The organism is Mesorhizobium tamadayense (assembly GCF_003863365.1).
Lineage (GTDB): Bacteria > Pseudomonadota > Alphaproteobacteria > Rhizobiales > Rhizobiaceae > Mesorhizobium > Mesorhizobium tamadayense.
On the sequence record NZ_RQXT01000048.1, the window covers coordinates 1 to 19,810 of the forward strand.

General features: G+C 65.3%; 17 protein-coding genes and 1 pseudogene. 10 read left to right on the forward strand and 8 right to left on the reverse strand.

Features of this window, described 5'->3' with window-relative positions; all coding sequences use genetic code 11:
• Positions 1 to 42: 42 nt before the first annotated feature.
• Positions 43 to 690: a methyltransferase family protein gene (locus tag EH240_RS28625; RefSeq protein ID WP_125004880.1), complete on the reverse strand. Its 648-nt coding sequence runs from the start codon at positions 688 to 690 to the stop codon at positions 43 to 45.
• Between the two features lie 303 nt (positions 691 to 993).
• Positions 994 to 1,530, reverse strand: a complete 537-nt coding sequence (gene infC, locus EH240_RS28630) for a translation initiation factor IF-3 (RefSeq protein ID WP_125004882.1) — start codon at positions 1,528 to 1,530, stop codon at positions 994 to 996.
• A 223-nt stretch (positions 1,531 to 1,753) separates the two neighbouring features.
• Between infC and EH240_RS28635 the strand changes: the two genes are divergently transcribed.
• The 4 genes from EH240_RS28635 to EH240_RS28650 all read left to right on the forward strand — a co-directional run bounded on the left by EH240_RS28635 (position 1,754) and on the right by EH240_RS28650 (position 5,153).
• Complete coding sequence (locus EH240_RS28635) at positions 1,754 to 2,524, forward strand: alpha/beta hydrolase (protein ID WP_125004884.1); 771 nt, start codon at positions 1,754 to 1,756, stop codon at positions 2,522 to 2,524.
• A gap of 2 nt (positions 2,525 to 2,526) precedes the next feature.
• Positions 2,527 to 3,669: a benzoate/H(+) symporter BenE family transporter gene (locus EH240_RS28640; RefSeq protein WP_125004886.1), complete on the forward strand. Its 1,143-nt coding sequence runs from the start codon at positions 2,527 to 2,529 to the stop codon at positions 3,667 to 3,669.
• Positions 3,670 to 3,785: 116 nt separating this feature from the next.
• Positions 3,786 to 4,268, forward strand: coding sequence for a DUF2852 domain-containing protein (locus EH240_RS28645; protein WP_125004888.1), 483 nt, complete (start codon positions 3,786 to 3,788; stop codon positions 4,266 to 4,268).
• Positions 4,269 to 4,394: 126 nt separating this feature from the next.
• Positions 4,395 to 5,153 (forward strand): M48 family metallopeptidase, encoded by a 759-nt coding sequence (locus EH240_RS28650; RefSeq protein ID WP_125004889.1) that lies wholly within the window; start codon positions 4,395 to 4,397, stop codon positions 5,151 to 5,153.
• A 321-nt stretch (positions 5,154 to 5,474) separates the two neighbouring features.
• Here EH240_RS28650 and EH240_RS28655 read toward each other — a convergent pair whose 3' ends face one another.
• The gene (locus EH240_RS28655; protein WP_125004892.1) at positions 5,475 to 5,693 is read right to left on the reverse strand and encodes a hypothetical protein; all 219 of its coding nucleotides are present in this window, start codon (positions 5,691 to 5,693) and stop codon (positions 5,475 to 5,477) included.
• 110 nt (positions 5,694 to 5,803) lie between these two features.
• Here EH240_RS28655 and EH240_RS28660 point away from each other — a divergent pair, with 110 nt between their 5' ends.
• The 6 genes from EH240_RS28660 to EH240_RS28685 all read left to right on the forward strand — a co-directional run bounded on the left by EH240_RS28660 (position 5,804) and on the right by EH240_RS28685 (position 11,639).
• Positions 5,804 to 6,463, forward strand: a complete 660-nt coding sequence (locus EH240_RS28660; protein WP_125004979.1) for a phosphoribosylanthranilate isomerase — start codon at positions 5,804 to 5,806, stop codon at positions 6,461 to 6,463.
• A gap of 149 nt (positions 6,464 to 6,612) precedes the next feature.
• Positions 6,613 to 7,833, forward strand: a complete 1,221-nt coding sequence (trpB, locus tag EH240_RS28665; protein WP_125004894.1) for a tryptophan synthase subunit beta — start codon at positions 6,613 to 6,615, stop codon at positions 7,831 to 7,833.
• A gap of 2 nt (positions 7,834 to 7,835) precedes the next feature.
• On the forward strand, positions 7,836 to 8,675 hold the full coding sequence (gene trpA / locus EH240_RS28670) for a tryptophan synthase subunit alpha (protein ID WP_125004897.1): 840 nt from the start codon (positions 7,836 to 7,838) through the stop codon (positions 8,673 to 8,675).
• A 36-nt stretch (positions 8,676 to 8,711) separates the two neighbouring features.
• Positions 8,712 to 9,638, forward strand: coding sequence for an acetyl-CoA carboxylase, carboxyltransferase subunit beta (gene accD / locus EH240_RS28675; protein WP_125004899.1), 927 nt, complete (start codon positions 8,712 to 8,714; stop codon positions 9,636 to 9,638).
• A 205-nt stretch (positions 9,639 to 9,843) separates the two neighbouring features.
• Positions 9,844 to 11,169 carry a bifunctional folylpolyglutamate synthase/dihydrofolate synthase gene (locus EH240_RS28680; RefSeq protein ID WP_125004901.1) on the forward strand — a complete coding sequence of 442 codons (1,326 nt, stop codon included), beginning with the start codon at positions 9,844 to 9,846 and terminating at the stop codon, positions 11,167 to 11,169.
• Between the two features lie 50 nt (positions 11,170 to 11,219).
• Complete coding sequence (locus EH240_RS28685; protein ID WP_125004903.1) at positions 11,220 to 11,639, forward strand: VOC family protein; 420 nt, start codon at positions 11,220 to 11,222, stop codon at positions 11,637 to 11,639.
• 6 nt (positions 11,640 to 11,645) lie between these two features.
• Here EH240_RS28685 and EH240_RS28690 read toward each other — a convergent pair.
• From EH240_RS28690 to EH240_RS28710, 5 genes and pseudogenes are all read right to left on the reverse strand, one after another.
• Positions 11,646 to 11,923: pseudogene (locus tag EH240_RS28690) on the reverse strand (cupin domain-containing protein).
• 130 nt (positions 11,924 to 12,053) lie between these two features.
• Entirely contained in the window at positions 12,054 to 12,377 is a 324-nt protein-coding gene (gene trxA, locus EH240_RS28695; protein ID WP_040972836.1) for a thioredoxin, read from the reverse strand.
• Positions 12,378 to 12,452: 75 nt separating this feature from the next.
• Entirely contained in the window at positions 12,453 to 15,965 is a 3,513-nt protein-coding gene (gene addA / locus EH240_RS28700; protein ID WP_125004905.1) for a double-strand break repair helicase AddA, read from the reverse strand.
• Positions 15,962 to 19,081 (reverse strand): double-strand break repair protein AddB, encoded by a 3,120-nt coding sequence (gene addB / locus EH240_RS28705; protein ID WP_125004907.1) that lies wholly within the window; start codon positions 19,079 to 19,081, stop codon positions 15,962 to 15,964. The genes addA and addB overlap by 4 nt, the downstream gene beginning before the upstream one ends.
• Positions 19,078 to 19,779 carry a nucleotidyltransferase family protein gene (locus EH240_RS28710; protein WP_167484199.1) on the reverse strand — a complete coding sequence of 234 codons (702 nt, stop codon included), beginning with the start codon at positions 19,777 to 19,779 and terminating at the stop codon, positions 19,078 to 19,080. The genes addB and EH240_RS28710 overlap by 4 nt, the downstream gene beginning before the upstream one ends.
• Between the last annotated feature and the right edge of the window lie 31 nt (positions 19,780 to 19,810).

A 19,810-nucleotide genomic window follows, 5' to 3' on the forward strand; every position in this document is an offset into this window, starting at 1 on the left:
GAGTGCAACACCTGCCGGAGTGCGACGCCTTGTCCGCCGCCGCTATGGCATCCGGAACAGGACAGGCAGAACCCCCGACTGCTGCGCGCCGTCGATCAGCTCGAAGGCCGGCAGCGCCACGAGGAATACCAGCCCATCGAGCAGCGTGTTCAACAGCAGGCGCGGCTTGAAGCTGCCGGTGTCGCCTTCCTGGTAGAGCGAGAGTTTCGGAAGGAAGCGCGGAACGCGCGCCAGATAGGCTTCGTAAGGGGCGCCGAGCGCCTGCTTGAGGAATTTCTCCTCGCGCAGGATGACGATGTGGAACGCGCCCGCGCAAAGCAGCGCGAAGAGGATGATCCCCGAGAACGAGCCGATCTGCGCGCCGACGCCGGCGGCGGCCACCGTCGAGAACACGTAGAGCGGGTTGCGGGTGATCGAATAGGGCCCGCCGGTGACCACTTCGGAGGATTTGCGTCCGCCGATATAGAGCGTCGCCCACAGCCGCCCGGCGATGCCGAGGAAGATCAGCAGCACGCCGAACATCTCGATCGACTCGTGCACCGGCGTATCCGGCCGAAAGGTCGACTGGCCGAACAAGAGTGCCGCGAACAGCACCACGATCAGCACCGTCAGCACGACGCGACGCATATATTGGTAGCCGCCCAACCCCTCTATCTGGTTGTCGGCCGGAACCTTTGTTTCATCGACCATGGCCAATCCGATCGTCGTGTTCTTTGCCGGCGATCGGATAGAAAACAGGCGCCCCGCCGATCATCGGGTCGCCGTGCCTGGCAATTCGGGCGGATTTTGGAGCAATTCCAGGAAAAGTCTGAAACGGTCTTCCGTCCGGAATTGCGTCAAGACAAAAGAGATAGAGCGGTCCTGCGTTTCCGTGGAACGAAGGACCGCTAGAAAGCACGAAGCAGTGCCGGCCGGTCACTTTCTCGAAACGTGATCGGCGCGACAGCTGCCGTCGCGCCGGAATGGCTCCTGGAGCGAAGGGAAGGCGCCCTGTCAACGGGGCGCCAGCACCATCATCATCTGGCGGCCTTCGAGCCTCGGCTCCGCCTCGACCTTGGCGATCGGCGCCACTTCCTCGCGCACCTTGTTCAGAAGCTGCATGCCGAGCTCCATATGCGCCATCTCGCGGCCGCGGAAGCGCAGCGTCAGCTTGACCTTGTCGCCTTCCTCGAAGAAGCGCCGCACGGCCTTCATCTTGGTCTCGTAGTCATGGCTGTCGATGTTCGGGCGCATCTTGATCTCCTTGATCTCGATGACCTTCTGGTTCTTGCGCGCCTCGGCCGCCTTCTTCTGGTTGGCGTATTTCAGCTTGCCGAGATCGAGGATCTTGACGACCGGCGGCTGCGCGTTGGGCGATATCTCGACGAGATCGAGCCCTGCCTCTTCGGCGAGCAGCAATGCGTCGTTGATGGAAACGTCGCCACGGTTCTGGCCTTCGGCGTCGATGAGCTGTACCCGGGGCACCCGGATGTCTCGGTTGGAGCGCGGCCCGTCCTTGGTGGGTGCCGCTGCTTTGAAAGGTCTGCGAATGGTCGTGGTCTCCTTGGCCGTTTCGTTCAGGGGTTGGATTCAAATCGGTGGACGCGCCTATGTGGTGAGCGCGCGGCCGGAGTCAATAGCACAGCCTCGCCAGGAAATCACCTCAAAGCTTGCCAGGAAGCTTGCCATCGTCTGCACCAAGCGAAGAAACGGCGCGCACCCTTTCCTGCGAACCACCGGTTGTGCCAAAAGACCGGCCGGAAAGGACAAGGTCATGAACACCAGCGTGCCAGTTGTCATCGACGTGAACGGGGCAAGCATCGCCGTCAGGCAGGCGTCGGGCTCAGCACCAGGCATCGTCTGGCTGGGCGGCTACAAGTCCGACATGCTGGGCACCAAGGCCGAGGCGCTGTCGGCTTGGACGGCCGGCGAAGGCCACGCCTATCTGCGCCACGACTATTCCGGGCACGGCGAGTCGGGCGGCGACTTTGCCGACGGCACGATCTCGAAATGGCTGGCCGAAAGCCTCGCCGTCTTCCGGCGTTTCAGCAAGGGCAAGCAGATCCTGGTCGGCTCCTCGATGGGGGCGTGGATCGCGCTGCGCATGGTGCAGGAACTGCGCAAGGCCGGCGACACCGGCGTCGCCGGCCTGGTGCTGCTTGCGCCGGCGCCGGACTTCACGGTCGAGCTGATCGAGCCGGTGCTGACCAAGGCACAGAAGCGCGACCTTTCGAAAAAGGGATTTTTCGAGGAACCGTCGGATTATTCCGCCGAGCCTTATATCTATACGCGCGCGCTGATCGAGGACGGCCGGGCGAACCGGGTGATGACCGGACCGATCGACACCCACTGCCCGGTGCATATCCTGCAGGGCCTGGCCGATCCCGACGTGCCGTCAGGCCATGTGCTGAAGCTCGCCGCGCTTCTGCCGTCCGACGACGTCACGCTGTCGCTGATCCCCGACGGCGACCATCGCCTGTCCCGCCCCGAGGATCTCGACATGCTCAAGCGCGCCGTCGCCGACATGGTCCGGCGGGTCGCCTGACGATGCGCATCTCCATCCCGATATCGGCCTTCGTCGCGGCGATCGTCGGCTTTGGCGGCACGCTGGCCATCGTCATCGCCGCCGCCAAGGCGATCGGCGCCACCCAGATCGAGACCGCGAGCGGGGTGACGGCGATCTGCCTGGCCATGGCCATCGAATGCCTGTGGCTGTCCTGGCGCACGAAGATGCCGGTCATCACCGCCTGGTCGACCCCGGGCCTCGCGCTGATCGCGGCCTCCAGCGGCTTCACCATGCCAGAAGCGGTCGGCGCCTTTATCGTCACCGGCATCCTCTTGATCGCTACCGGCCTGTTCAAGCCGCTGACCCGGCTGATCGCGATGATTCCGGCCTCGGTCGCTTCCGGCATGCTGGCCGGCATCCTGGTCGGCTTCGCCATCAATGCGGTGAAGGCCATTCCCGCCGATCCCTGGCTGATCCTGCCGCTGATCGCCGCCTTCTTCGTCATCCGGCTGTTCAACCCGGCGGTTTCGGTGCTGGTGGTGCTGATCGGCGGCGGGCTTGCCGCCTTCCTCACCGGCCGTGTCGGCGGCCTGCCGGCGCCGGAGCTGTCGACGCTGACGGTGATCGCGCCGCAGTTCACCATCTCGGCGATCGTCGGCCTGGCCTTGCCGCTCTACCTCGTGACCATGGCCTCGCAGAACCTGTCCGGCCTCGCCGTGCTGAAAGCCGCCGGCTACCATCCGGAGCCTGGCCCGCTGATCGGCGTCACCGGCCTGTTTTCGCTGCTTTCGGCACCGTTCGGCGCCTCGACCACCAATCTGGCGGCGATCTCGGCGGCGATCTGCACCGGGCCGGACGTCCATCCGGATCCCGCCGAGCGCTGGAAGACGGGGCCGTTCTATGCGCTTGCCTATCTGGTCTTCGCCATCTTCGGCGCCTCGCTGGTGGCGATTTTCGCCGTCCTGCCGCAAAGCCTGATCGTGCTGGTCGCCGGCCTGGCGCTGACGGCGCCTTTAGCCAACGCGCTGTCGATCGCGCTTCATGACGCGGGCGAGCGCATGCCGGCCACGGTCACCTTCGCGGTCACCGCCTCGGGGCTCACTTTGTTCGGCGTCGGCGCGGCGTTTTGGGGACTGGTCGCCGGAATGGCAGTGCTTTTCCTCGAGAAAATCAAAAAGCGATAATCATTTCAGGCCCTTCGCCGGTTTTGGCCGAACTTGTCTTGAATCGCCGATTTCGCCTTCCCATTTCGATTCCACGCAGCCGGTTTGGCTGTCTCCAACGGAAGGATTGGGAGAAAATGAACACAACCGCATTGATCCGTCCGGCCTGGACGCCGGCGACCATCGCGCTGATGGTGATCGGCTTCATGGTGTTCTGGCCGCTCGGTCTCGCCATGCTCGCCTACATCATCTGGGGCGACCGGCTCGATGGCTTCAAGCGCGACGTCAACCGCGCCACCGACGGCATCTTCGCCGGCTGCCGCCGCAGCTCCGACAAGGCCGCCCGCTGGGGCCACGGCTCATCCCGCACCGGCAACGTCGCCTTCGACGACTGGCGCGAGAAGGAGCTCGAGCGCCTTGCCGAGGAGCGCCGCAAGCTCGACGAGATGCTGACTGAGTTCGACGAGTATGCCCGAGAGTTGCGCCGCGCCAAGGACCAGGAAGAGTTCGACCGCTTCATGGCGAACCGCAACAAGTCGACCGCCCCGACCAAGGCAAGCGACACGACCGGAAAGACCGCCCCGAAGCGCGGCAAGGGCACGAACCTGCTCGACGACTGACGACTGAGGCCAGGCGACAGGCCCCGGTACGATATGCGGCGTCGCGCGAGCGGCGCCGTTTCTTTTTTGTTCTCCATGTAGCTTCCCTGCTCTGGCCGTTTTCCTCGAATCGCGTATCGTCCAGCCATGTCCCTCGGCTTCTTTCGCAACCTGACCAAGCCCAAGCCCGCGCCCGTCGTGGAGCGCGAGCATTGTGTTGCCGGCCGCACGCTGCCGCTCAAGATCGTCGAGAGCGCCAGGGCCCGGCGGCTGACGCTGCGCATCGATTCCGGCGGCCAGGGGCTGCGCATCACCGTGCCGCCCGGCCTGCGCCGCGGCGAGGTCGAGAAGTTCCTCGACCGCCACCAGGACTGGTTGGAGCAGCGCCTGGCCAAGGTGCCGACGCGCCCGCAGGTACGGCCCGGCATCAGGATCCCGATCCGCGGCGTGCCGCACCGCATCGTCCATGAGCCGGCAAAACGCGGCACCGTCACCGTCTTGCGCGACGAGCGCGGACCGCTGCTCGTCGTCCATGGTGAGCGTATCCATCTGCCGCGCCGCATCGCCGACTATCTGAAGCGCGAGGCCAAGCGCGAGATCGAGAAGCTGGTCGTCAAGCATGCCGAAGCGATCGGCAAGCGCGCCAGGGCGATCCGGTATAAGGATACCTCCAGCCGCTGGGGGTCATGCACCTCGGAGGGCAATCTCTCCTTCTCGTGGCGCATCATGATGGCGCCGCCGCCGGTCATCAATTACCTGGTGGCGCATGAAGTGGCGCATCTGAAGGAGATGAACCACGGCCCGAAATTCTGGAAGCTGTGCGAGAAGCTCTGTCCCGACACCGACCGCTGCAAGGACTGGCTGAAGCGCAACGGCGGCGCGTTGCAGGCGATCGTGTTTGATTAGGGACGGCGACGGCGGTGTGAAGACTCGTCTGCCTTGGTGAAACGTGGGAGATTGGCGAAGCCGTCTCAGGTGTCGTCATCCTAGGGCGGAGCAAGGAGCGAAGCGACGCGGCGCAGACCCTAGGATCCATGCCGTGACGGGCGAGCGTCGCAACAGTTCAGGAGTTGCGATGATTTTCGGGTGAGACGTCCCAGACGTGACTACTCTCCGTCGTGGCATTCTTCGGCTGATGTCACACAGGATCCTCGGGTCTGCGCGCCGCTACGCGTCGCTCCGCCCTAGGATGACGAACGAGAGCGGTTAGCGCCCTAAGAAAACCCCTCAATCATCATTCGCCGCGTTGAGCTCCTCCGGCCTCAGCCCTTCCTCGCCCTGGTGCGGCCAGGGCAAAAAATCCCGATCAAACGCATCGCTGCTGAAATACTCCAGCGCCCGGTGCGCCTCGGCGCCGTTGAAGGCGGCCTTGTCCATCAGGTGCGCGATCACCTCGCGCGCCTGCGCGATCTTCTGCCTGAGTTGGGCGACGGTTTCGTCTGCCATGGTTCCTGCTCCCGCCCTATTGCCTCCAAGAGAAAATAGCGCGTTCCGCGCGAGCGGCAAACAGCATGCTTTTTCTCGACTCTTCGGCCGTTTCGTGCCAATCCCGCGCCATGACGCTCGACATCAAGATCTGCGGATTGAAGACCGACGCCGCGATGGCCGCGGCGCTGACCGGCGGTGCCAGCCATGTCGGCTTCATCTTCTTCGCCAAAAGCCCACGCTATGTCGAGCCGGCCGAGGCTGGCCGGTTGCGTCAGGCGGCCGCCGGCAAGGCCAAGGCCGTTGCCGTGACTGTCGATGCAACCGATGCGTTCCTGGACGAGATCGTGGCGAAAATGCATCCCGACATGCTGCAGCTTCACGGCTCCGAAACACCGGCGCGGGTGGCGGAGCTCAAGGCCCGCTATGGCCTGCCGGTGATGAAGGCGGTGTCGGTCAGCGAAGCGGCGGATCTCGAACGGATAAAACCCTATGCCGGCATTGCCGATCGCTTCATGTTCGATGCCAAGCCGCCTAAAGGGTCGGAATTGCCGGGCGGCAACGGTGTCGCGTTCGATTGGCGCGTCCTCGCCGGCCTTGACGCCGGCCTCGATTACATGCTTTCCGGAGGGCTCAACGCCGCCAATGTCGGCGATGCCCTGAGACTGGCCAATCCGCCCGGACTAGACATCTCGTCCGGCGTGGAAAGCGCTCCGGGCGTCAAGGATCCGGCGCTGATCGAACAGTTTTTCCGGGCCGTCAGGGCCGCGCGCGACGACCGCGCCGCCTGAGGGGCTCAAACCCAGAGCATGTCCCGGAAAAGTGGAATCCGGTTTTCCGATAAGGACATGCTCAAGAACGAAATAAGCATGTCCCGGAAAAGTGGGAACCGTTTTCGCGACAGGGACATGCTCACCAGTCAAGACCGAGGAGATCGGCGATGAACAAGCCGGTGATACCCAATTCCTTCCGCACCGGACCCGACGAGCAAGGCATGTTCGGCATCTTTGGCGGCCGCTTCGTCGCCGAGACGCTGATGCCGCTGATCCTCGACCTGGAACGGCACTGGAACGAGGTCAAGGACGACCCGGAGTTCAAGGCCGAGCTGCAGAACCTCTCCACCCATTATGCCGGGCGGCCGTCAAAACTCTATTTCGCCGAAGGCCTCACGAAACATCTCGGCGGCGCCAAGGTCTATTTCAAGCGCGAGGACCTCAACCACACCGGCTCGCACAAGATCAACAACTGCCTCGGCCAGATCCTGCTCGCCAAGCGCATGGGCAAGAAGCGCATCATCGCCGAGACCGGCGCCGGCCAGCACGGCGTCGCTTCGGCAACCGTTGCGGCGCGCTTTGGCTATCCTTGTGTCGTCTACATGGGCGCCACCGATGTTGCCCGGCAGAGCCCTAACGTTTTCCGCATGAAACTGCTCGGCGCCGAGGTTCGGCCGGTCACCGCCGGCCACGGCACGCTGAAGGACGCCATGAACGAAGCCCTTCGTGATTGGGTGACCAATGTCGAGGACACCTATTACCTGATCGGCACCGCCGCCGGCCCGCACCCTTATCCGGAGCTGGTGCGCGACTTCCAGTCGGTGATCGGTTCCGAAGCCCGCGCCCAGGTGCTGGAGCAGGAGGGCCGGCTGCCTGATACGATCATCGCTGCCGTCGGCGGCGGCTCCAACGCCATCGGCCTGTTCCATCCGTTCCTCGACGACAAGGATGTCCGCATCATCGGTGTCGAGGCCGGCGGCCGCGGCCTCGACGGCGTCGAGCACTGCGCCTCGATGAATGCCGGCGCGCCGGGCGTGCTGCACGGCAACCGCACCTATCTCTTGCAGAACGCCGACGGCCAGATACTCGACGGCCATTCGATCTCGGCCGGCCTCGACTATCCGGGCGTCGGGCCCGAGCATTCCTGGCTGCGCGACAGCGGTCGCGTCGAGTATGTGCCGATCCTCGACGATGAGGCTTTGGAAGCCTTCCAGCTCACGACCCGTGTCGAAGGCATAATCCCGGCGCTGGAATCCGCGCATGCCATCGCGCACGCGATGAAGATCGTGCCGTCCATGGACAAGGACCAGATCGTCATCGTCAACCTGTCCGGCCGCGGCGACAAGGACGTGCATACGGTAGCCTCGATGCTGGGCATGGAGATCTGACAATGACGACCCGCATCGACCGCCGCATGGCGAAGTTGAAGTCCGAGGGCCGCCCGGCTTTGGTCACGTATTTCATGGGCGGCGACCCGGACTACGATACCTCGCTTTCGATCATGAAGGCGCTGCCCGGCGCCGGCGCCGACGTCATCGAGCTCGGCATGCCGTTCTCCGATCCGATGGCCGACGGCCCGGCCATCCAGGCGGCAGGGCTGCGGGCGCTGAAGGGTGGCCAGACGCTGGTCAAGACGCTGAAGATGGCGGCCGAATTCCGCGCCGGCGACCAAGACACGCCGATCGTGCTGATGGGTTATTACAACCCGATCTACATCTACGGTGTCGAGCGCTTCCTCACCGACGCCAAGGCTAGCGGCATCGACGGGCTGATCGTCGTCGACCTGCCGCCGGAAATGGATGAGGAGCTCTGCATCCCAGCGCTGAAGGCTGGCATCAACTTCATCCGCCTCGCCACGCCGACCACCGACGACAGGCGCCTGCCCAAGGTGCTGCAGAACACCTCCGGCTTCGTCTATTACGTGTCGATGACCGGCATCACCGGCTCCGCTCTTGCCGACACGGCCAAGGTTGCGGCGGCGGTCAAGCGCATCAAGGGTCACACCGCGCTGCCGGTCTGCGTCGGCTTCGGCGTCAAGACTGCCGAGCAGGCGCGCACCATCGGCGCCTCCGCCGACGGTGTTGTCGTCGGCACCGCGATCGTCAACGCGGTCGCCAATGTGCTCGGACCCAAGGGCGAGAAGACCGCCGACCCGGCCGAGGCCGTCGCCACTTTGGTCAGCGGCCTTGCCCAGGGCGTCCGTTCGGCCCGCCTTGCTGCTGCCGAATAGCTTTCCTACCTCTTCGTCAGGACAGGAGCCGAAGCCATGAACTGGATCACCAACTACGTTCGTCCGAAGATCAATTCGATGCTCGGCCGGCGCACCGACATGCCGGAAAACCTCTGGATCAAGGATCCCGAGACCGGCGAGATGGTGTTCCACAAGGATCTGGAACAGAACCAGTTCGTCATCCCGTCCTCCGGTCATCACATGAAGATCTCGGCCAGGGAGCGGCTGAAATACTTTTTGGACGACGGCAAATACGAGACGCTGGAAAACCCCAAGGTCGTCCAGGACCCGCTGAAGTTCCGCGACGAGAAGCGCTACACCGATCGCCTGAAAGAGGCGAAGGCCAAGACCGGGATGGAGGACGCGATCCTCAACGCCGCCGGCACCGTCGAAGGCCTGCCGGTCATCGTCACCGTGCAGGATTTCGCCTTCATGGGCGGTTCGCTCGGCATGGCGGCGGGCGATGCCATCGTGCACGCTTTCGAGGTTGCCCTACAGCGCAGGCGGCCGCTGATCCTGTTCGCCGCCTCCGGCGGCGCCCGCATGCAGGAAGGCATTCTGTCCCTGATGCAGCTGCCGCGCACCACGATCGGTGTCGACCGGCTGAAGGAAGCCGGTCTGCCCTACATCGTCGTGCTCACCAACCCGACCACCGGCGGCGTCACCGCTTCCTATGCCATGCTGGGCGACGTCCACATGGCCGAGCCCGGCGCGCTGATCGGCTTTGCCGGGCCGCGCGTCATCGAGCAGACCATCCGCGAGAAGCTGCCGGACGGCTTCCAGCGCGCCGAATATCTGATGGAGCACGGCATGGTCGACATGGTGGTCTCGCGGCTGGAGATGCGCTCGACCATCGCGCGGCTGTTGAAGATGCTGCTCAAGGTCCCGGACGCCGAGAAGCCGGCGGAACACGAGGTCCTGCCGCCAGCGGTCGTCGCCGCCGAATCCCGGCCGCAGGCCTGACGCGACACCGTTCGCCGCGAACCGCGATTTGCGCCGTGCCTCGCGTGCTGTAGCTTCTGATCCACGCAAGGCCCTTCCGAAATCGATTCCCGGTTTCGGGTCCGGCGCTAAAGCAATTCCGGTTTTCCGTGCGGAATTGCGACAAACAAAAAGATAGAGCGGTTCTGCATTTCCATGAAATGATGAACCGCTCTAGGATTCCGCCATGACAACGCTTGCCGCCGACCGTGAAATCGAACATCTGATGACGCTTCATCCGAAAGGCTTCGACCTTTCGCTGGACCGCATCACCCGGCTGCTCGAGCGTCTCGGCAATCCCCAGGACCGGCTGCCCCCGGTCATCCATATCGCCGGCACCAACGGCAAGGGTTCCTGCGCCGCCTTCTCGCGGGCTCTGCTGGAGGCGGCCGGCCACCTCGTCCATGTCCACACCTCGCCGCATCTGGTGAACTGGCACGAGCGCTACCGGTTGGCTGCGGAAGGCGGCGGCAGGCTGGTCGACGATCATGTTTTTGCCGAAGCGATCGCACGCGTCGCCAAGGCCAATCGGGGTGAGAAGATCACCGTCTTCGAGATACTCACCGCCGTCACCTTCATCTTGTTTTCCGAGCATCCGGCCGAAGCCGCGATGATCGAGGTCGGCCTCGGCGGCCGCTTCGACGCCACCAACGTCATCGCACGGCCTGCGGCCACGGTGATCACGCCGGTGTCGATGGATCACGAAGCCTATCTCGGCGACCGCGTCGAGCTGATCGCGGCCGAAAAGGCCGGCATCATGAAGCGCGGCTGCCCGGTGGTCATCGGCGCGCAGGAAAGCGAGACGGCGCTCGAGGTGCTGATCGAGACCGCCGAGCGGCTGGATTGCCCGACCGTCGTCTACGGTCAGGATTTCCTGGCCTTCGAGGAGAACGGCCGCATGGTCTATCAGGACGAGGACGGGCTGATGGACCTGCCGCTGCCGCGCCTGCCTGGACGTCATCAGTTCGCCAATGCCGCCGCGGCAATCGCCGCGGTCAAGGCGGCCGGCTTCGAGATCGGCCATCGCGCCGCCGAACGGGCGATGACCAATGTCGCCTGGCCGGGCCGGATGCAGAAGTTGTCTCAAGGCCGTCTGGTGGACCTGGCGCCCAAGGGTGCCGAGATATGGCTCGACGGCGGCCACAATCCGGGCGCCGGCGTTGTCATCGCCGAAGCGCTGGCCGAGCAGGAAGAGAAGAACCCGCGCCCGCTGATTCTCATCTCCGGCATGATCAACACCAAGGACCAGAGCGGCTATTTCAGCGCCTTCAAGGGGCTTGCCCGGCATGTCTACACGGTGCCGGTGAGCAAGAGCGATGCCGGCGTACCGAACGACGAGCTGGCGCTGCGCGCCACCGAGGCCGGCCTGTCGGCCGAGCCGGTCAGCTCCGTCGCCAATGCGTTGATGCTGTTACGCGACGGCTGGGACGGTCCGGCGCCGCGGATTCTCATCGGCGGCTCGCTCTATTTCGCTGGCGCGGTGCTGGACGAGAACGGCACGCCGCCGACCTGATAGAGGCACCCCCGGGGCAATTGCGAGAAGTTGGGCCGAGGAGTTGGGCAATGATCAAGGTGAAGCAACTCGCCCATGTCTGCATCTTCGCGCATGACCTGGAGGCGACGCGCGGCTTCTACCGCGATGTGCTTGGCATGGACACAAGGTTCAATTTCCTGCGCGACGGCAGAATTTTCGGCTTCTACCTTGAATGCGGCGGCCGCAGCCATGTCGAGGTTTTTGAGAAGAGCGAGGCCAGCTACAGCGACCGCAACCAGATCAACCACTTCTGCCTGGAGGTGGAAGACATCGAAGCGGCCATCGCCCATATCCGGTCGAAAGGGGTAGAAGTCACGCCGAAGAAGCTAGCCTGCGACGACACCTGGCAGGCCTGGATCAAGGACCCCAACGGCGTGAAGATCGAGCTGTTCGAATACACGCACAAGAGCGCGCAATTCACCGGCGGCGACCGCGTCGCCGACTGGTGATGGCGCCTATTTCAGCTCGATTTCGATGAAGGCGTATTCGCCGTCATTGGCGTTGATGACGTCGTGCTCGACGCCTTCCTTGCGGAAATAGGGCGCGCCCTTCTTCATCTCGGCGAAGGATCGTCCTTGGTCACCAGCTTCAGCTTGCCGTCCATCAGCGGCACCACGACATAGTCGTGGCCGTGGCGATGCCAGCCGGTATTGGCGCCGGGCGCGAAGCGGTATTCGGTGACGATCACCCGCTCATTGTCGATAAAGACGGTGGCCTTGGCTGTTCCGGTCATAGCGCTCTCCTTTTTTCCAAGCAGAGGGCATGAAGTGCCTGCCTGCGAGGGCCAGGGCGCCGTCAGCGATGGCGCCAAAGAAAAAGCCCGGCGCGATGGCCGGGCTTTTTCTTCAAATCTTTGGATTGGCTCAGGCGAGGCTGCCGTTGATCCAGTGCGACAGCGCGGTCTTCGGCGCCGCGCCCACCTTCATGTCGGCCACTTCGCCGCCCTTGAAGATCATCAGCGTCGGGATCGAGCGCACGCCATACTGCGCGGCCAACTCGGGATTCTCGTCGATGTTGAGCTTGGCGACCTTGATCTTCGAGCCGAGCTCCTTGGCGATGTCTTCCAGCGCCGGGGCGATCATCTTGCAGGGACCGCACCACTCGGCCCAGAAATCCACCACGACCGGCTCCTTGGCATTGAGCACATCGGCCTGGAAATTGCCCTTGTCGACTTTGACGGTGGCCATGCGGAAATCCTTTCGAAAACTTAGGTTGGCACCAAATGTGGTGGGTGTGGCGGCGATGTTCAAGCAGTTCTTGTGTCACGCTCCCGTGAGTCGGGCAAGGGCATCGTCCATAGCCTTGGCCGGCAGCTCGATCAGGCGCGGCGCCTCGGTGAAGAGCAGCGCAGCCGTCACCTCGCGGCCCGGATAGAGCGGCTTGAGCAGCGCGCGGTAGAGCGCAAGCTGCAGAACATAGGCCGGCGGCACTTCGGCCAGGCTTGCGGGTGCCAGCCGGTTGGTCTTGTAGTCGACGATCGAGACCTTTTCCTGGGTGACGGCCAGCCGGTCGATCTTGCCGGAGATGGAGCGCGGCCTGCCCTTCACCTCCAGGCTGCCCATGACGGCGACTTCCGCTCTCGACGACGGCGAGAACAGCGCGCCGAAGCGGCTGTCCGACAGGATCGAAATCACAGCTTCGAGCGCCTTGGCGCGCTCTTCGGCCGGCCATTCGACGCCGGCGCGCGCCAGATAGCGTTCCGCCGCATCTCGCCTGTCGCCCTCGGCGATGCCGGGCAGCATCTGCAGCAATTTGTGCAGGACCAGTCCGCGCATCACAGCGAAGCCTTGCTCGGCATCGGCGTCGAGCACCGGCGAGCGCGTGTCGGGCAGCGCTTCGATCGCTTCGTCGATCAGCGCCGATGCGCCGGAGGGCGAAAGCGGCCGCGGCAATTCCTCATAAGGCGGCAGCGGCCGGAACAGGCCGTCCGGCAAAGGCGCAGCATGCTCGAATGACGCGGTCTCATCCGCTCCGGTGAGCGCCACCGGCGGCAGCTTGGTCATGTGGAAGCGATGCACCGCCGCATCAGCGGTCGCCGGATGCCGCCGCTCGGCGCTTTCCGGAGCTCCTAGCAGCGCCCGGCTGACGACTGAATGCCAGGTGCCAGTGCTCGGCGCCCGCTTGCCGTGGTAGCCGCAGACTATCAGCCGGTCCTCGGCGCGCGTCATGCCGACATAGAGCAGCCGCCGGTACTCGTCGTCGGCAAGCTCCCGCGCCCGCGCCGAGGCGGCCCGCGACACCCCATTGGCGACGTCGCTGGCCGAGCGCCAGAGATAGCCCTTGCCCCTCCACTGCGCGCCCGAGCCTTCGAAGGCCATCAACCGCGGTAGGTGCTGGTCGCTGAACGGCGCCGAACCGCCATCGACCAAGAAAACGACCGGCGCCTCCAGGCCTTTCGCGGCGTGCACGGTCATGACGCGCACCTCGTCGCGGGTCTGGTCCATTTCCCGCTTGATCTCGGGGCCGCTGTTCTCAAGTGTCGAGAGGAAGGATTCCGGCCCCGGCAGGCCGGTGCGCTCCTCGGCCAGGCAAAAGCTCAGGAATTCGTCGAGGATGTCGCCGGCTTCCGGCCCCAGCCGCGCCGTCATCTTGCGGCGCAGGCCGTCGCGCGCCAGCGCGGCGGCATAGAACTCGAACACCGGCTTGAAGGCGACTTCGTTCGCCCAGGCATCGAGCCGGCTAACGACGGCGGCCAGGGCCTCGTCCCCGGCCGAATGTTGTCTCAGCGAAGCGATCAGCGACTGGCCGGGCGGCCGCTCGCCGGCGAGCGCCAGCAACGTTTCTTCCGAAACCTCGAAGATCGGGCTGCGCAGCACGGCGGCGAGCGACAGGTCGTCCTCCGGCTGGATCAAAAAATGACCAAGCGCGATCAGGTCCTGCACGGCGATGTGGCCGGGCAGGCTGAGCCTGTCGGCGCCGGCGACCGGAATCTGCCGGTTCTTAAGGCTGCGCGACAGCGCATGCACGAAGCGGTCGCGTTTGCGCACCAGTACAAGGATGTCGCCGGCCGTCAGCTTACGGCCCTTGCCCTCGATGACCTCGCCATTCCTTAGCCAGCTCTGAATCGTCGTGGCGACATGCTCGGCCACGCGCACCGCCGGCGCGCTGGCATGGTTGATCGGCAAGGTCCAATCGTCGGGCTCCTCGACCATTTCGGCGCCGATCGAAGGCCATACCTCGACATAGCCCGGCGCGTCGGTGCGGATCGCCTTATGGTTCAACGGATCGGGATCGTGGCTGATGCCGCGCCGCACGCCCGGTTCAGTGAAGACGCGGTCGACCGCGGCCAGCACATCGTCGCTCGAGCGGAACGACCAGGTGAGCTTCAGGTCGGCGAATGAGGCTTCGGCGTCGCGCACGCGGCCGGCGAACAGAAGCCGGCTCTCGGCAAAGGAATCGGGCGCGGCTCCTTGAAAGGAATAGATCGATTGCTTTTCATCGCCGACGGCGAATACCGTGCGCTTGACCGCCTCGCGCTGGCCGAGCCCGGCAAAGAATTCTTCCGTCAGCTTCTTCACCACCTCCCACTGGTCGGGGCTGGTGTCCTGCGCCTCGTCGAGCAGGATGTGGTCTATGCCCTGGTCGAGCTTGAATTGCACCCATGGGCCGGCGTCGGGCCGCGACAGCAGGCTGACCGTACGGGTGATCAAATCGTTGAAGTCGAGGAAGCCGCGGCTTCGCTTCAACTGCTCATAGCGCGCGATCAGCCAGCCGGCGACGGTGAGCGCGGCGGCCGTACCTTCGAGCATGCGGAACAGCGCCAGCCGGTCCGACACGTCGAGGATCGCCCTGGCAGCCGCCAGATAGCGCTCCGGCAGATCGGGCAGCCGGTCGACCAACGCCTTCTTGAATACTTTCGGCGGGTCGTAGGGATCGCCGTCCGAACGCAGGAACGCCTTGGCCAGCAGCCGGAGTCTCCTGATGGGCTCGGCTTCGGCGAACGCGGCTCGCGCATAAGGCAAGACATTGTTCAGCACCGTGCGCGCGTCGGTCGCGTCCGCCGCTCGCGCAAACTCTGCGAACTGGCTGGCCGCAAAGCCCGGCAGAGGCCACATGGACGTGGCGATGTCCTCGGCCGCCTGTCCGGGCCCGAAGCCGAATTCGGCAAAGAGCGGCCGGAAATTCCGGCCCTTGCCGAGTTTTTGGATGAAACCGCGCAATTCGTCACGCTTGCGGACGATCTCGGAGAGCAGCGCGTCGAGCCCGAATTCGCCGCCGCGCTCCAGCACCATGGCAAAGGCCTCCGCCAGGCCTTCGACGCCGGCGCCGGCGCCCGAGATCATGTCGCGGCGCGCATCCGCGAACAGCGAGGCCTCCATCTGCGGATCGAGCATCTCGAAATTCGCCGGGATGTTGGCTTCGAGCGGGAACTGGTGCAGCACCGATTCGCAGAAGGCGTGGATGGTCTGGATTTTCAAGCCGCCCGGCGTCTCCAGCGCCTCGGCGAACAGCCGGCGCGCGCGCCGCATGGTGTCGCGGTCGGCAGTTCTCCCATCGAGCGCCGCGATCCTCACCGCGAGTTCGGCATCGGGCAATGCTGTCCATTCCGACAAGGTCGAGAACACGCGGTTCGACATGTTGGCGGCGGCGGCGCGCGTATAGGTCAGGCACAGGATCTTCGACGGATCGGTGCCGTTGAGCAAAAGCCGGATGACGCGCTGCGCCAGCACATGCGTCTTGCCCGAACCGGCATTGGCCGAGACCCAGGCGGAATATTGCGGGTCGGAAGCGCGCGCCTGGCTGGCGGCGGTATCGGAGGGGATCGGATATCTCATCCTTCCGCCTCGTCCTCGCTGGCGCCGCCGGCCGACCATTCGAGCACACGGGCGAGATGGTCGTAGTCGCCATCAGCTTCGCCTTCGCGGAACGGCAGCGCGCGCGACAGATAGCCGGCCTGCGGGTCGGCATAGTGGAACAGCAGCCTCTCTAGCCGCGCCCAGGCTTCCTCGGCAAGCTCGTTGGCGGTCCTCGGCTTGCGGTTGTATTCGAGGATCGATTCCTCGAACACCTCACCATTCGGCTTCAGCCGCACGAAGGCGAGCTGCGAGGGTTCGCAAATGCCGAGTTCCTTGAAGGCGCCGCGCCTGAGCAGCGCGCCTTCGAGCGCCAGCTGCGGCGACAAGAGCGTGTGCGCCTGCGCCTTCGACGGCGAGGAGCCGGTCTTGTAGTCGAGGATATCGGCCATGCCGCCGGCAAGCAGGTCGACGCGATCGGCATAGCCCGAGAGGGTGACGCCGGTGCGGCCGACGACCGTTTTTTCGGCGCGCTCCTCGGCATGGCGCCTGGCGACGGCGTCGGCCCGCGTATGCTCCCATTCGATGATATTTGCGGCGAGCTTCTCGAAGCGCGGCCACCACACCGCCTCGATATCGGGCGGGAGCGCTGCTTCGGCAAAACATATGCGGCCGGCCTCGATCAGGCTTGCCAGCGCGCCCGGCGCCCTTGGATCCTCCACCCGCCGCGAGAACAGATGCAGGATTTCGTGGAACAGCGTGCCGCGCTCGGCAGCGCCCGGATCGCGGATCAGCGGATCGAGCGGCATCAAGCCGAGGATACGCCTGGCATAGATCGCATAGGGGTCGCGGCGCAGCGTCTCGATCTCGGTGACCGAGAAATGCTGCGGCCGCAGGTGCAGCGGCGGCTTCGGCTGCGGGCGGGCCGCGAAATCCTTCCTTTCGCCGGAGTCCAGCGCGCGCGCCCAGGCAAGCAGCGCATCTCCGCGCCGGCCAAGCGCCATCGCCTGGTCCTTGCCGATGAAGGTGAGGATGCGCTGCAGCCAGCGCGACGGCACCGCCGGCGCGTCGCCGGATCGCGCCGAACGCGTCAGCACCACCGTTTCAGCGCCCATCGCCATCTGGAAATCATGCGCGGCAAGGCCGATGCGGCGTTCCGGCGGCTCGAGGTCGATGCCGGTCTTCATCAGCCGCGACATGAAGCGATCGCTCTCGGGCTTGCGCGGCCAGACGCCTTCGTTGAGCCCACCGATGACGAGGGTGTCGACGCTCTGCAGGCGGGCTTCCAGCGCGCCCCATATGGCGATGTTGCGGTCGGTGCCTTGCGCCGGCTTGACCGTTTCCGGCGCGATCAGCGCCTCCATCACGTCGGGCCATTCGCTGGCCGCGAAGGTGAAGGGCGAGGATGCGGCGACCAGCTCGCGCAGCAGCTCGGCGAGCTTCTCGCCGGCGTCGCCGGCATAGAGTTCGGTCAGGCTGCCGTCGGCCGCGCGGCCAAGACCTTCCAGCGCCACGACGCTCGCCCGCGTCAGCGTCGCGATGTCGGCGTCCTTCTCGCCGCGTATCACCGTGAGCGGGGAGAGCGCGCGGTCAAGACGGCCAAGCACATCCCGTGCCTGCTCGATGCCGCGCACGGTGAGGTGCGGGAACCAGAAAGGCCGGCGGCTGTCGCCGCCAAGCCCGGAGAGCCGCGCCTCGAAAAGCTCACCAAGCGAGGCAATGTCGGGCCGGCCGGTGCCGCCGCGTAGCGCCGCCAACTCGATCAATTCGGCCGCCTTGCGAACCGTCTGGCGTTCGAGGCCGAGGCCAAGCAACGGATGCTTGAGCAGCGACAGCAGACCGACCGGATCGCCGGGCCGGAACGCAGCATTCAGTGCCAGCCTGAGCAGGCTGGCAGCCGGCGTGTTGCTTAGCGGTGTGCCGCCGGAATCGTCGGCGACGACGCCGAACCGCAGCAGCTCGGCCGAGACCCGCCGCGCCAGCGCGCGGTCGCCGGTGACGAGCGCCGCGCGCTTGCCCGGCGCTTCCACGGCGCGCTTCAGCGCGATCGCGATCGCCACCGCTTCGTCGCGCTCGTTGGCCGCCTCCACCAGCGTCACGCCGCCCAGCGCCCGCTCGAAGTCTGTCGCCGTGAAGCGTGGCCGCGTCTCTGTCCAGCGCTCGGTGGTTTCAGCTGGTCGCAGCGCCTCGCCGACAAGGGCCGCACGCAGCACGAGCGACCTCGACGTGGCGCCGATCTCCTCGACATCGCGGCGCGATATGCCGATGCCGCCGATCAGCTTGGCGAGGCCATATTGCGGGTGGCCGAGCGTTGCCGGTCGCGCGCCGGGTGCCGATATCGCCGCGAAGGACGCGTCGTCCAGCTCACCGTCGAGCCCCGGCAGCACCACGGCCCCGTTAGGCAACCCGGCGATGACGCCAAGCAGTTCGGCGGTGGCGGGAATGGAGCCGGTCGAACCGGCGGCGATCACCGGGCCGCTCGGTGGATTGCGCTTCAGCCGCGCCGCTTCCAGCCGGATCAGCGCGCTGCGGTGCGCGGCCGGATTGGAACGGTTGCGCTCTGCGAGCAGCTGCGGCCAGTTGTCGGTGACGATGCCGAGGAAATCGAGCGTCACCTGCCACCAGCCTGCGAGATTGCCGGTGACAAGCGTCGCGAGCTTCGCCCAATCCGTGCCCTCGGTCTCGATCTCGTCCATCAGCCGGGCAAGATCGCGCGCCAGCCAGATGGCGTCGGCGGCCGAGGTCGGCACGACGAATTCCTCGTTGAAGCGGGCCGCGACATGCGCCGGCAGGCTCTCCTTCCAGGCCCGCACCAGCGGTGCAAGCAACAAGAGCCGTTCCTGGGGGGCGATCGGCGGCGCGAGTTCGATGGCCGGCGCCGCCTCGGCGTTGAAGGCCGCCTCGTCCTCGTCGAACTCGCCGAGCGGCCGCACTGTCGGCAGGATAGCCGAGCGTTTACCGAGCATGTCGACAAAGGCGCCGCGTAGCGCACGCGCCGCGCGCCGCGTAGGCACATAGATCGTGGCGTCGGCCAGTGCCAGCGGATCGCCGTCGAAGCGGAAGCCTGGGATCAGCCGGCCGTCGAGCAACGCCTCCGCCAGCGTCGGCAGGAACGGCGCTCCGGGCGGGATGGAGAAGACGCGGCGCGAGCCGCTCATATAGCCTTCGCTAGCGCGCCGGCGACGGCCGCTTCGGCGAGCGGAATGGCGTCGGGCGTGCCGACGGTGATCCAGCGGCCTTGCATCTTCACGCCGAACAGGCGGCCGGCAGCAATCGCCTTGTCGAAATAGGCGTTGAGCGAATGCGGGCCCGCGGGCGCGTCGTTGAAGATGCGCTTATGGACAATCGCCGCGCCAGCATAGATCAGCCCCGCCGAATCTCCCTTAGAACGCCGCAAAGTACCGTCCGGCGCCATCAGGAAATCCGTGCTGCCGCAATGTCCGGTCGCCGATTGGAGTTCCGCGAGCATCAGCAGAATGTCCATTTTCGCACCTCGCCAAGCATGGGCGAGTCGCGAGAGGTTGGAAACCTCTCTCTCTATCCAAAATGTGTCGGCGTTGAGCACGTAGAACCGGACGCCCAGGTCCGGGAGCGCCTTGATGATTCCACCGGCAGAGTCCAGCAATCCATCGCGCTCATCGGAAATGACGATCCGCGGTGCGTGTCGCTGTTTGACATGGGCTACGATCTGCTCAGGAAAATAATGAACATTCACGACGGCTCTTTTGACGCCAACGGCAGCTAGGCTGTCGAGCCCCCAATCCAGCAATGTCTTATCGGCGATCTTCACCAACGGCTTCGGCATTGTGTCAGTGATCGGCCGCATGCGCTTGCCAAGACCGGCCGCGAGCACCATTGCCGTCGTTGGGACTAGCGCCTCGTCCGTT

What these genes read in the sequence shown, in the direction of transcription:
- EH240_RS28680 (WP_125004901.1), top strand. Translation starts at nt 9,844, where the DNA reads ATGACAACGCTTGCCGCCGACCGTGAAATCGAACATCTGATGACGCTT.
- EH240_RS28655 (WP_125004892.1), bottom strand. Translation starts at nt 5,693, where the DNA reads ATGGCAGACGAAACCGTCGCCCAACTCAGGCAGAAGATCGCGCAGGCG.
- trpA (WP_125004897.1), top strand. Translation starts at nt 7,836, where the DNA reads ATGACGACCCGCATCGACCGCCGCATGGCGAAGTTGAAGTCCGAGGGC.
- EH240_RS28640 (WP_125004886.1), top strand. Translation starts at nt 2,527, where the DNA reads ATGCGCATCTCCATCCCGATATCGGCCTTCGTCGCGGCGATCGTCGGC.
- addB (WP_125004907.1), bottom strand. Translation starts at nt 19,081, where the DNA reads ATGAGCGGCTCGCGCCGCGTCTTCTCCATCCCGCCCGGAGCGCCGTTC.
- EH240_RS28650 (WP_125004889.1), top strand. Translation starts at nt 4,395, where the DNA reads ATGTCCCTCGGCTTCTTTCGCAACCTGACCAAGCCCAAGCCCGCGCCC.
- addA (WP_125004905.1), bottom strand. Translation starts at nt 15,965, where the DNA reads ATGAGATATCCGATCCCCTCCGATACCGCCGCCAGCCAGGCGCGCGCT.
- EH240_RS28635 (WP_125004884.1), top strand. Translation starts at nt 1,754, where the DNA reads ATGAACACCAGCGTGCCAGTTGTCATCGACGTGAACGGGGCAAGCATC.
- trpB (WP_125004894.1), top strand. Translation starts at nt 6,613, where the DNA reads ATGAACAAGCCGGTGATACCCAATTCCTTCCGCACCGGACCCGACGAG.
- EH240_RS28685 (WP_125004903.1), top strand. Translation starts at nt 11,220, where the DNA reads ATGATCAAGGTGAAGCAACTCGCCCATGTCTGCATCTTCGCGCATGAC.
- accD (WP_125004899.1), top strand. Translation starts at nt 8,712, where the DNA reads ATGAACTGGATCACCAACTACGTTCGTCCGAAGATCAATTCGATGCTC.
- trxA (WP_040972836.1), bottom strand. Translation starts at nt 12,377, where the DNA reads ATGGCCACCGTCAAAGTCGACAAGGGCAATTTCCAGGCCGATGTGCTC.
- EH240_RS28645 (WP_125004888.1), top strand. Translation starts at nt 3,786, where the DNA reads ATGAACACAACCGCATTGATCCGTCCGGCCTGGACGCCGGCGACCATC.
- EH240_RS28660 (WP_125004979.1), top strand. Translation starts at nt 5,804, where the DNA reads ATGACGCTCGACATCAAGATCTGCGGATTGAAGACCGACGCCGCGATG.
- EH240_RS28625 (WP_125004880.1), bottom strand. Translation starts at nt 690, where the DNA reads ATGGTCGATGAAACAAAGGTTCCGGCCGACAACCAGATAGAGGGGTTG.
- EH240_RS28710 (WP_167484199.1), bottom strand. Translation starts at nt 19,779, where the DNA reads ATGGTGCTCGCGGCCGGTCTTGGCAAGCGCATGCGGCCGATCACTGAC.